Annotated in this window: 7 protein-coding genes and 2 pseudogenes; 8 read left to right on the top strand and 1 reads right to left on the bottom strand. The window is 71.9% G+C overall.

What is annotated here, in order from left to right:
* Positions 1-491: 491 nt before the first annotated feature.
* The 8 genes and pseudogenes from AB0M03_RS09455 to AB0M03_RS09420 all read left to right on the top strand — a co-directional run.
* Positions 492-848, top strand: a pseudogene (locus AB0M03_RS09455) (transposase family protein); the annotation flags it as partial.
* A gap of 912 nt (positions 849-1,760) precedes the next feature.
* On the top strand, positions 1,761-2,954 hold the full coding sequence (locus tag AB0M03_RS09450) for a glycosyltransferase (protein WP_363490202.1): 1,194 nt from the start codon (positions 1,761-1,763) through the stop codon (positions 2,952-2,954).
* 270 nt (positions 2,955-3,224) lie between these two features.
* On the top strand, positions 3,225-4,724 hold the full coding sequence (locus tag AB0M03_RS09445; protein WP_363490200.1) for a glycosyltransferase family 39 protein: 1,500 nt from the start codon (positions 3,225-3,227) through the stop codon (positions 4,722-4,724).
* Positions 4,721-5,920 carry a glycosyltransferase family 2 protein gene (locus tag AB0M03_RS09440; protein WP_363490198.1) on the top strand — a complete coding sequence of 400 codons (1,200 nt, stop codon included), beginning with the start codon at positions 4,721-4,723 and terminating at the stop codon, positions 5,918-5,920. Before AB0M03_RS09445 ends, AB0M03_RS09440 begins: the two co-directional genes overlap by 4 nt.
* Positions 5,921-5,933: 13 nt before the next feature.
* Positions 5,934-8,003 carry a galactose oxidase-like domain-containing protein gene (locus AB0M03_RS09435; RefSeq protein ID WP_363490196.1) on the top strand — a complete coding sequence of 690 codons (2,070 nt, stop codon included), beginning with the start codon at positions 5,934-5,936 and terminating at the stop codon, positions 8,001-8,003.
* A 24-nt stretch (positions 8,004-8,027) separates the two neighbouring features.
* Positions 8,028-8,447, top strand: a complete 420-nt coding sequence (locus AB0M03_RS09430) for a hypothetical protein (RefSeq protein ID WP_363490194.1) — start codon at positions 8,028-8,030, stop codon at positions 8,445-8,447.
* A 492-nt stretch (positions 8,448-8,939) separates the two neighbouring features.
* A complete protein-coding gene (locus tag AB0M03_RS09425; RefSeq protein ID WP_363490192.1) occupies positions 8,940-9,269 on the top strand; it encodes a hypothetical protein in 330 nt (109 codons plus the stop codon).
* Positions 9,266-9,472: pseudogene (locus AB0M03_RS09420) on the top strand (hypothetical protein); the annotation flags it as partial. The gene AB0M03_RS09425 and the pseudogene AB0M03_RS09420, both read left to right, overlap by 4 nt.
* A 113-nt stretch (positions 9,473-9,585) precedes the next feature.
* Here the strand turns inward: AB0M03_RS09420 and AB0M03_RS09415 are convergent.
* Positions 9,586-11,898 carry a helix-turn-helix domain-containing protein gene (locus tag AB0M03_RS09415; protein WP_363490190.1) on the bottom strand — a complete coding sequence of 771 codons (2,313 nt, stop codon included), beginning with the start codon at positions 11,896-11,898 and terminating at the stop codon, positions 9,586-9,588.
* Positions 11,899-12,079: the final 181 nt, after the last annotated feature.

Genomic DNA, 12,079 nt, shown 5'->3' with positions numbered 1-12,079 from the left:
GGCCCGCCGACTGCCTCGTCATTCGCCCCCGGGCCGGTGCCGCCTTGGAGGACCTGCCCGGTTCGCTGCGCGAACGGCTGTAGCCCGCGGACTTCGCCCAGCCCTGTCCGGGCGCTCGGGGACGGGAAGCCCGCACCCGGCCGCAGGGCCGGAGCCGCCGCCGACAGACCGGAGCACCCGGGACGGCATGCCGCCGGCGACGCGGAAACACCGGTACCGGTGTGCCGCCTCGGCGCTCTGCGCCCTGACGAGCCGTTCACACCGCGCCACCACGTCCGCAGCGGCGAGCGAGTCGACCCTTGTCCCGGAACCCGAGCGCCAGGCGGGAGGTGCGATCCGCGGCGCCCGTGCCCGCGCCTTCTTCGCCTGCTCCTCCACGCCTTCGCCCCCATGCCGGCGCCTTCCGCCGGCGCCCCGGGGCCGGCGAAGCCGCGGTCGTCCCCGGGAGGCAGGTCACTCACCCCATGTGCGATTTCGTGAGGAGGTACCCGATGGAGACGTTGTTCTCCGGTGGTGCGGGCAGGCCGCCCGACGGGCTTGTGGACACAGTGTTCCCGGGGCTGGCCGTGCTGGTCATCGAGGATGTGATGGACGAGGGGGACCGGATCCGGGTACGTGCTCGGACTCCCGACGACCGAGTGGCCTGCCCCAGTTGCGGGACCCCGAGTGGCCGCGTGCACGGCTTTCACGAGCGCACGCTGACGGCCCTGCCGGTCGACGCACGGCAAGTCGTCGTGGTGGTCCGGGTGCGGCGGCTGGTGTGCCCGGTACTGGGCTGCGCCAGGCAGACCTTCCGTGAGCAGCTCCCGGGCGTCCTGGAGCGCTACCAGCGCCGCATGCCGCGCCTGGCCGCCCGGACGGGCACTGCGGCCTGCGAGTAGCCGGACAGGCCGGCGGGCGCGCGCATCCCCGGACGCACCGCTCTCCGCGTACTCGCGCGCCGGCCTCCGCCGCCCTCGCAGGTCTGCCCCGTGGGCGACTTTGCAGGGCCGAGCTTCTCGCCGCTATCTCGCGCCCAGTACTACAGCCGGTGTTCCTGCGGTGAGTGAGTGCGTTGGCGGGTTCGGTGGTGGCTGGCGCGTGCCCGGCCTCCTTCGCGAAGAAGACCGTGGCCCTACCGGGATCTTGTTCACCCTCTTCACCTCGGCCGGCTCCCGGTGGATCCGCCGCAGTTCCTCGCGTTCGTCGCCGGTCAGCGCACCCGCAGGCCCCGGGCCCGGTCGATCCTCGCCTGCTTGACCCGCGTCCGCAGGCCCTCGGCGCTCACTCCGGGCTCCCGCGTGACCTCGGCCGCAGGTTCTCCCACGAGGCCGGGCGTGCGAACGCGTCGTTCAGCGACGAGTAAAGCTCCTCCGACTCCCCGTCCGGGGAAGGGATCTCGGCCTCGGCCAACCCGCCCCGAATCGCCCCGACGGGTGGCAGTCTCAGTCCCGCGGCTGGAGCAGCGAGCCACCCGACATCACGTCACGCGGACAACCGGTTGTAGTGCCAGGACCCGCGACTGAAATGATCAATTGACAGATGTGTGTCGGCATCGACTTCCCGCCGTTAAATCGCCGTATCCCGTTGGGGCGGCAACACGATCTGTCACCACCGAAATAGGAGTGGGGACGTTCTTCCTGTCGACTTGTGAAGTCCAGCGTGTCGTCCTCAAAGGCTCTGAATTCCTCTGATTGACTCGCCTCCCGTGCGGAACTCGAGAGGTTCGGATTGTGATTGCATCCTTGTCCCTGATCTTTGTCTCGGCATTTTTCTTTGCCATGGCCATGGGAACTCTCTGGTGGATGATGCACGCCTGGCGGACCCCGGAGAACCTGGCGGAGACCCGTTTCGCGGAGCCGGACGGGAAGCACGGCCTGTCCTTCTCGCTGCTGCTGCCGGCCCGGCACGAGCAGGAGGTGCTCGCGCACACGGTCGCCCGCGTGCTGGAGTCCAGGCACGGCGACTACGAGGTCCTGGTGATCGTCGGCCACGACGATCCGGACACCGGCGCCGTGGCGGAGGAGCTGGCGGCCCGTCACCCGGACCGGGTCCGGGTGGTGGTCGACACGCACGAGGTCAAGAACAAGCCGAAGGCGCTGAACACGGCACTGCCGCACTGCCGAGGCGAGGTCGTGGGCGTGTTCGACGCCGAGGACCAGGTGCACCCGGACCTGCTCGGCCATGTGGACTACGCCTTCCGCTCGACCGGCGCGACGGTGGTGCAGGGCGGTGTGCAGCTGATCAACTTCAACTCCAGCTGGTACAGCCTGCGCAACTGCATGGAGTACTTCTTCTGGTTCCGCAGTCGGCTCCACCTGCACGCGAGGCGCGGGTTCATCCCGCTCGGCGGCAACACCGTCTTCGTCCGGACCCAGGTGCTGCGCACCGTCGGCGGCTGGGACCAGGAGTGCCTGGCGGAGGACTGCGACCTGGGAGTCCGCTTGTCCAGCGCGGGCGCCCGGGTGGTCGTCGCCTACGACGCCGACATGGTCACCCGCGAGGAGACGCCGGACTCCCTCTACGGCCTGCTCAAGCAGCGCACCCGATGGAACCAGGGCTTCCTGCAGGTCTACCGCAAGCGCGAGTGGACCCACCTGCCCGCGCTGAACCAGCGGCTGCTGGCCCGGTGGACCCTGATCACCCCGTTCCTCCAGGCCGTCGCCGGGCTGTTGATCCCGATCGGGATCGCCTTCGCCCTCCTCACCGATGTCCCGGTCGGCGTGGCCATATTCACCTTCGTGCCCGTCCTTCCCGCCCTGGCGACCTTCGTCTTCGAGGCGGTCGGACTGCACGACTTCGGGGTCCAGTACGGGTTCCGGATCCGGCCCTGGCACTACGTCAAGCTTGTTGCCGGCGGCCCGTTCTACCAGGTCGTCCTCTCCGCGGCGGCCATTCGCGCGGTCTGGCGGGAAGCACGCGGACAGCACGGATGGGAGTTGACCCGCCACGTGGGTGCACACCTGACCAGATAATCCGGGCCATTTCCGCCCGGCCGCGCGACGGGCTCTTGCTTCCGGGAAACCGATCGAATTCCTCGGGAATTCCCAGGGGCCGGAGAGCCGGCCCGGCGTGCCGGGAAATCATCCCTATTCGTGAATGCGCGACAGATTCCTACAGAATTCGGAGTGGGGGAATGACACGTGACCGCCGTTCTTGACGTATCGATCCGGACCGAGGAGCCCGCAGGGCCGCCGAGGCCGCGCCGTCCCGGCCGCAGACGCGCCTGGCTCGGACCGGCCGCCGTGCTCCTCCCCACTGCGGCCGTCCTCGCGGTCCAGGCGTGCAACATCAGCGGCTGGCCCGCCGCCAACGACGACGAGGGCACGTACCTGGCCCAGGCCTGGGCCGTTCAGCAGGGGCAGGGGCTCGCGCACTACACCTACTGGTACGACCATCCGCCGCTCGGCTGGCTCCAGATCGCCCTGCTGTCCTGGCTGCCCGGGAAGTTCGTCTCCTCGGAGCACCTGCTCACCACCTCGCTGCGGGTGGTGATGCTGCCGGTGACGGCCGTCAGCTGCCTGCTCCTGTACCTGTTGGTGCGGCGGCTCGACCTGCGGCGTCGGACCGGCTCGCTCGCGGTGCTGCTGTTCGGGCTCTCACCGCTCTCGGTGAGCCTGCAGCGGGAGGTGCTGCTCGACAACTTCGCCGTGATGTGGATCCTCGCCGCCATGGTGCTGTGTGCCTCACCGCGCCGGGACCTGTGGCACCACACCGCCGCCGGCATCGCCGCCGGGCTGGCCGTCCTGTCCAAGGAGACCATCGCGGTCGTGCTGCCCGCCCTGATACTGCTGTTGTGGCAGCGCAGCCACCGGAGCACCCGCAAGTTCTCGCTGGCCGGCGTGGTCAGCGGGTTCACCCTGACCGTCACTCTGTACCCGCTCTATGCGCTGCTCAAGAGCGAGTTGCTGGCCGGCCGCGGACATGTCTCCCTGTTCGGCGGCCTCGCGTTCCAGATGACCCGCCCGGGTTCCGGCTCGCTGCTGTCGCCGGGGTCGGCGTCCCGCCAGATCTTCGACTCCTGGCTCTACTACGACCGGGTGCTGCTGCTCGGAGGGCTGGGTGCAGCGCTGTTGCTGCTCTTCCGCCGCCCGCTGAGACCGATCGCCCTGGCCGTCGTCCTGCTGGCGCTGACCGCGATCCGTCCCGGCTACCTGCCCGCCATGTTCGTCGTCCAGGCGCTGCCCTTCCTCGCCCTGGCGCTGGCCGCGCTGACCGAGCGCGCGGTGCTGCTCGTCCACCGGGCGTCGCGGAGTCTGCCCCCCGCCCGACGGCGGCCGCTGCGCTGGGCGGCCGTCGCCCTGACCGCGCTGCTCGCGTCCGGCGTCGTCGTGCCTCGCTGGTACGCCGGGAACCGTACGGCCGTCAGCGTCGACGCCAACGCCGGGTACGACCGGGCCGCGCAGTGGCTGCGGACCAACCTCGGCGACCCGGGCCGGGCCCGGGTCGCCGTGGACGACGTGCTCTGGCTGGACCTGGTGCGCGCCGGGCTGCGCCCCGGCACCGGCGCGATCTGGTTCTACAAAGCCGACCTGGACCCCGCGGTGGCCCGGCTGCTGCCGCACGGCTGGCAGGACCTCGACTACATCGTCTCCACCCCCACTGTCCGGCAGCCGTCCAACAGCCGACTCACCACCGTCCGGGAGGCCCTCGAACACTCCATTGTGGTCGCCTCCTTCGGCACCGGCACAGGCCTGATCGAAATCCGGCGCATCGTCGCCCCGCACACCGAGGAGCGGCCATGAGCAGCACCATCCCCTCGACCGGCGTCGCCCCGTACACCGTCGTCATCCCGACCTACAACGAGTCGGACAACATCGCCGAGCTGTTGGCCCGGCTGGCCGAGGCCCTACCGGCACCGCCCGGGTGTCCCGCACCGCGGCTGCTGTTCGTCGACGACAGCACCGACCACACGCCCGCGGTGATCCGTGAGGCCGCGCGGGACTGCCCGCTGCAGGTCACCCTGCTGCATCGGGACGAACCCGTCGGCGGCCTGGGCGGTGCGATCACCGAGGGGCTGTGTGCCGCCGAGGGCGAGTGGGCCGTGGTGATGGACGCCGATCTCCAGCACCCGCCGCAGCTGGTGCCGGAACTCGTCACGGTGGGCCGGTGCGCCGGGGCCGACCTGGTGGTGGCCACCCGCTACGCGTCGGGCGGCAGCCGGGACGGCCTGGCCGGTGGCTACCGGCGTGCCGTCTCGGGCTGCTCGACGCTGATCACCAAGCTGCTGTTCGCCCGTGAACTGCGCCGGATCAGCGACCCGATGAGCGGCTTCTTCGCGCTCCGCCTCAACACGGTGGACCTGTCCGGGCTTCGCCCGCTCGGCTACAAGATCCTGCTGGAGCTGGCGGTGCGCGGAAGGCCGCGCCGGGTGGCCGAGGTCCCCTACCGCTTCGGGACCCGCTTCGCCGGGAAGTCCAAGTCGGGCCTGCGCGAGGGCCTGCGCTTCCTGCGGCACCTGGCCGGGCTCCGGCTGTCCACCCCGCTGGGCCGGGCCGCGGCGTTCGCACTGATCGGGCTCACCGGGATCCTCCCCAACCTGCTCACGCTCGACCTGCTGACGCACCGGCTCGGCCTGCACTACCTGCCGGCCGCGGTACTGGCCAATCAGGTCGGCATCGCCTGGAACCTCGCCCTGTTGGAGTGGACCGTCTTCCGCCATCGCAGGCACCGGCACTGGGCCGACCGGGTCCTGCGCTTCTCCGGCGTCTCCAACCTGGACCTGCTGCTGCGGATCCCGCTGATGGCGTTGCTGGTCAGCGGCCTGGGCCTGGGCACGGGCCTGGCCACGGTGCTCGGCCTGGGCGCGTCCGCCGCACTGCGCTTCCTCGTCGCCGAGCGGGCCGTCTACCTGCCCGCCCCGCTGCGCGGCGGCGCTCGTGGCCGCGCCGCACGAGCGGCCGGAGCGCTGCGAGCACCGAATCCACCCACTGCACCCTGAGGTGTGTGCGCCCATGCTGATGAACGCGTTCCGCCGACGTACCGTCCTCCTCCTCGGCTCGCTGGCCCTCCTCGCCCCCCAGTCGGCCACCGGCCAGGCCTGGGCCGGAGCGAACCTGATCGTCAACCCGGGCTTCGAGGCCCTCGACTCCACCGGCTGGCCGACCTGTTGGGAACAGGCGGGCTGGGGCAACGGCACCGCGTCCTACCAGGTGGTCACCGGTGCGCACGGCGGATCCAACGCCGTGCAGGTCACCGTGGCCGGGGTCACCACCGGGGACCGCAAGACCATGATGCTCGAAAACACTTCCTGCGCCCCGGCGGTGACACCAGGGCACCAGTACGACCTCGGCCTCTGGTACCGGACGACCACGCCGAACACCGTGGTCACCGCCTTCCGGCACGACACCGCCCTGGGCTGGCAGTACTGGACCGACCTGCGGAGCCTTCCCGTCACCGACGCCTGGACCCAAACGAGCGTGCGCACCCCGCAGATCCCCCCGGACACGGACCAGATCACCTGGGGCGTCACCGTGTACGGCGACGGCACGCTGACCACGGACGACTACACCATGGAGGACGCCACCGTCCCCTCCGGCGGAGGCACCTGCACCGCGGGCGACGCCTGCACCAAGGGCGCCTGGCAGGTCCAGCCGATCGACAACCCGGTGCGCAGCATGCACGCCGTCGTCCTGCACAACGGCAAGGTGCTGCTGATGGCCGGCTCCGGCAACGACCCGAACCAGTTCGCGGCCGGTACCTTCACCTCGGCCGTCTACGACCCCCAGACCGGCTCCTTCACCACCGTCCCGACACCGGTCGACATGTTCTGCTCCGGGCACGTGATGCTCGCGGACGGCCGCATCCTGATCATGGGCGGCAACAAGGCCTACCCCGACGCCACCCACGGCTACGAGGGGCTGAAGAGTTCCTACCTCTTCGACCCGACCACCGGGAGCTACGTCCAGACCAACGACGCGAACGACGGGCACTGGTACCCCTCGATGACCGAGATGGGCAACGGGGACGTCATCGCCTTCGGCGGACTGCGCGAGGACTCCACCGGCAGTGTCACCCAGGAGCTCTTCTCCGCGAGCACCAACCAGTGGAAGCCGACCTGGCAGGTCAACCAGACCTGGTCGTACTTCGGCCTCTACCCCTCGATGATCCTCATGGAGGACGGGCGGCTCTTCTACAGCGGCAGCCATGTCTTCGGCAACGGCACGCCCGGGACCGGGGCGGCCATCTACGACTACAACGCGAACACCCTCACCGACGTCCCCGGCCTGCAGAACAAGGACCAGCGGGACCAGTCGATGAGCGTGCTGCTGCCCCCGGCGCAGGACCAGCGGGTGCTGACCATCGGCGGCGGCAACGTCGTCACCAACCCCGACGCCAACCGCCTCACCGACCTGATCGACCTCAAGGCCGCCAACCCCGCGTACACGCCCGGCCCGCTGCTGCCCCAGGGCACGCTGACCGGTGGCGTACCGGAGACCGGCGCCCAGGGCAAGATGTACGTCTCGGCGGTGCTGCTGCCGGACGGCAAGGTCTTCGAGACCGGCGGCGGGCTCCATGACCGGGCCGACCCGGTGTACGAGGCCTCGATGTTCGATCCCGCCACCAACACCTTCACCCCGGGCATGGCCGTCGACCCCCAGGCGCGCACCTACCACTCGTCGTCCTTCCTGCTGCCGGACGGCCGTGTGATGTCCGTCAGCGACAACCCCGCCGACGGCAGTTGGAACGCGCACGTCTCCATCTACTCGCCGCCCTACCTCTACCGCGGGGCCCGGCCGCAGATCACCTCGGTCGCCGGCGACCACTGGTCCTACGGATCCAGCCGGCGGATCACCACCGACACACCGATCGTCAAGGCCGAGCTGATCCGCCCGGAGGCCGTGACGCACTCCTCCGACCCCAACCAGCGCTTCGTGGACCTGCCGTTGACGGTCAACGCGGACGGCAGCACCGACCTGAACGTGACCACCAATCCGAACCTGGCACCCCCCGGCTACTACATGCTCTTCGTCGTCAACGCCGACGGAGTGCCGTCGGTGGCCAGTTGGGTGCACCTGATGTGAGCTGCAGTCAACCGGAGGAAGACCATGAGGAAGTCACTCCCGGCCCTGCTGGTCGCGGCCGCGATCGCGGCCACGGCCGCCGGGACCACCACGATCCTGCCGACGGCCTCGTCGACCGTCGCGCCGGCGCAGCGTCCGGCATCCCAGCAGACCCCGGCACCGCACATCCACGGCTTCGCCCGGGGCCTGAAGGCCTCGCCCGAGCAACTGCCCACCTCGGCCAGCCCGGTGCCGCAGGAGCCGGGCTCGGACGGCTGCGACCACGCGTACGGCACGGCCGGGCAGTGTGTGCCCTGGGTCTTCCCACCCGGGGTCGGGAGCACGACGCGGGCGCGCTGCGCCTGGCTGACGGCCCACGGCCTCGGGGAACTCCAGGTGCACGGCCGTGACCGGATGCACCTGGACCGCAACCGGGACGGCATCATCTGCGGACGCGACGACTGATGGATGAGGTCGGCCGCAGGATCGTGCCCTTCGGCACCGGGCATCCGAGGATCCCGGATCCACTGGACCATGACCGGCATCATGTTGCGCAGAGCCACCGGAGCCGGCCCCGTCACGACCTACCGGACCACTCCGGAAACGCCGGTGCCGGCAGAGAAATGAATCAGACGACCTCTCCGTTCACGTGTTCCCCGGACGTTCTGCTCTGCGGCGTGAAGAGGGCCGCCGGGTTTTCGGCGTGCGGTGTGGTGGCCGTCCGCGGGGAGGCTGCGGGCCGGGACGTTTCGGCCGGGGCGCCGTCTACATGCCGAGGCAAGAACGGCTGCCCGCCTGCGGGGCACCACCGCTGCTGTGAGTTCCTGTCGGCGCAGCCGGTTTCCCGGGTGCCCGATCGGCGTGGCCCCGTTGTCCCGCGCGGCCGACGGGACGACCACGAGCTTCGGCCGTGTCGGTGCACGTCGGGCGCGAGAACCGCGGAGCGTAGGTGCGGCGGTGGATGAGGGCTTCTTCGAACCGGGCGGCGTGTACTGGCACTACCGCGACGGGGCACCCGGCGAGCTCGACGTGTTCGTCGTTGCCCATGTCGGCCGGGCACCCGCCGGTTTCGAGGACCGTTCCGACACGGGCGAGGTCGCCTTCGGCTGGCGCCGCACCATCACCGGCCCCCACGGCGCAGGACAGCCGCTCGGCCCCTACCTCTGCCGGGACGCCGCCGGCTGGCAGCCCGTGCCCGACGAGGAACTCGGCCCGCTGCTCGGCGGCGGGATCCTTGACCGCACCTGGCCCGAACCCCACCGGCGAAGACCACTCCCACCCCGGTGAGCCGGCCGCCACACCCCCCGGGCGTCCTGGCCGACGACGGCGATGCCCGGGCCGTAGGCGGCGCGCAGTCGCGCGGCGACACCGGGCCTTCCGGCACCGCTCGGCCCACGCACCACCATCAACACCGTTACAAGCTGATCGTCATCGACGAGGTGGGCCACATCCCGTTCGACCAGGACGCGGCGAACCTGTTCCTCCAACTCATAACCTCGCGTTACGAGCAGGGCCCGGTGATGGTGACCTCGAACCCGCCCTTCGGCCGGCGGGGGAGAGACCTTCTCCGACGACGTGGTCGCGGCCGCGATTCTCGCTCAGGTCATGGGGCCGCGCTGCCGGTGCTGCGGTCGAGTTCCCGGAGCTCGGCGGCGGCCTCGGCGTGGCGGAGATGTCCTATCTCGCGGAGCCCGTCGTGGGCCGCGGTGAGGGCCTCGCGTGCCTCTTGATGCTGGGCCAGCCGACGCAGCACGCGTCCGAGGTCGAGCCTGGCCGGCTCCGCCCACGCGGGCATCCGTGCCTCGTCGAAGAAGGCCAGGGCCTCGCGGAGCGCGGCCTTGGCCGCGGTCCAGCGGCCGAGGGCCGCCAGGTCGTTGCCGATCTGGTGCTGGATGACGGCCCGGTACTGGGCGACCAGTTCGGGTGACTGCCCCGGCACGCCGGATCGGCAGATGGCCTCGGCGCGCCGGTGGACGAGCAGGGCTTCCTGGGGGCGGCCGGCCTGGCACAGGTTCAGGCCGAGGCTGTTCAGGATGGTGAGTTCGCCGAGTGCGGCCTGCGGGGAGGTCTGCCGGCCGAGGCAGGCGGCGGCCCGGCGGAGCCGGTCGATGGACTCCTCGAGCCGGCCGAGCCGGTGCAGCGCGCCCGCGCCGTAGCCGAGTGCCCAGCCCTGTTGGAGCTCGTCGCCGATCTCGAGGGCCACTGCCAGGGCGGCGTCGGCGGTCGCCAGTGCCGTCGCCCAGTCGTGGGTGCAGATGTTGCTCGCCCAGGCGAGGTAGTTGAGGTGGACGGCCTCCTCCTGCCGGCTGCCGAGGGCGCGGGCGGAGTCGGCGGAGCGCCGGTACACCTCCGCCCAGAGCTCCCACTCCTGGTAGAGGTCGGAGAACCAGTGCATGGCTTCGGCGGCGTCGACGACCTGGCGGTGGCGGCCGGCGCTCTGGGCATGGCGCAGCGCGGCCGTCCAGTCGGCCCGTTCGGCCTCGAGCCAGGCCCGGGCCTCCTCGCGGTCGGCGGGGGCTCCGGCGGGGTCGGGGTCGCCGTCGGGCGGGTCCCCGTGGCGTTCGGCGTCGAAGCGCAGGCCGGCGGCGGTGGCCCGGCGCAGCAGCCAGTCGGTGGTCCGCTCCCGGGCGGCTCCGATCTCCTCGGCGCCGTCCTCGGCGGCGACCTGCTCGGTGGCGAAGAGCCTGAGCAGGTCGTGGAAGCGGTAGCGTTCGGCGGCGGGGTGCGGCAGGAGCAGTCCGGCGTCGACCAACTCCTCGGCACAGTCCGCGGCCTGTCCCTCGGTCAGGCCGGCGAGCAGGCCGGCGACTTCGGGGCTGACGTCGGGGCCGGCGGCGAGCGAGGCCCGGCGGAACAGCCGCCGGGTGGCCGGTGCGAGCCGCTGGTAGGACAGGGCGAAGGCGGCCCGCACCTGGAGGCCGCCGGCCTGCAGGACGTCCAGTCGCCGCTCCTGTGCGGCGAGTCGGGTGACCAGTTTGCCGATTCGCTCGCCGGGCCGGGCGGCCAGCCGCTGCCCGGCGATCCGGACGGCCAGCGGCAACTGCCCGCACAGTTCGGTCAGGTCGCGGGCGGCCTGGGCCTCCCGGGCCACCCGGTCCGGGCCGATGATGCGGGTCAGCAGCCGGACCGCCTCCTCGCGCCGCAGCACCCCGAGCTCGGTGCGGTGCACCGATTCGAGGCCGGCCAGCGCATGGCGGCTGGTGACGATCGTCAGCGACCGGCCGGTGGCGGGCAGGAGCGGGCGGACCTGGTCCTCGTCCACCGCGTTGTCGAGCACCAGCAGGACGCGGCGGTCGCGGATCACCGAGCGGAACAGGCCCGCGCGCTCGTCCGTACCCGCCGGGACGGCGCGGTCGGCCACACCGAGTGCGCGCAGCAGCCGGCCGAGCGCCTCGCGCGGGTCGGTCGGCTCGGGGGCCATGCCCTGCAGGTCGACGGCGAACTGCCCCGCCGGGAAGCGGGCTGCGAGGGTGTGCGCGGCGTGGACGGCGAAGGCGGTCTTGCCGAGGCCCGGCTGTCCGGACACCACGGTGACCGGCGGATGGGCGGGGTCGGCGCCTTCCGCCAGCGCGCACAGGTCGGCGAGGGCCCGGTCGCGCGCGGTGAAGTCGCCGACGTCGCGGGGCAGGGTGAGGGTGCCGTGGACGGCCGCGCCGGCCGGTCGGGGGCGGGGCCGTCCGAGGCTGGCGGCCCGCTCCAGTTCCGCGGCGCCGGTCTCGTCCAGGCCGAGGGCGGACGCCAGGGCCTGCACGGTGCGGCGCTGCGGGCCGCGGGCCCGTCCGCGTTCCAGGTCCGCGAGTGCGCGGACGCTCACCCCGGCCGCGTGGGACAGCTGTTCCTGGCTGAGTCCGGCGCTCGTGCGCAGCTCGCGCAGCCGCCGGCCGAAGTCGTCCGCGCCCGCCGTACCGGTGCTCATGGCCGATCTCCCCTGGTCGGCGAGGTCCGGCACGGTCGCCGCCCCGGCAGAAGTATGCCGGACGCCATTTCTGCCGGGGGAACCGCCTGGCCCGCCGGCCACTCGACGTGTTCGACTGGACACGTTGTCCGGGGGAGCCGGGCCCGCCGGACCGGCGTCGGCCGCTCTCCCGGACTCCGCC

Source organism: Kitasatospora sp. NPDC051914, from assembly GCF_040680995.1.
Taxonomy (GTDB): Bacteria; Actinomycetota; Actinomycetes; order Streptomycetales; family Streptomycetaceae; genus Kitasatospora.
Note: the sequence above shows the minus strand (reverse complement) of the source record. Positions and strands in the feature narration are given on the sequence as shown.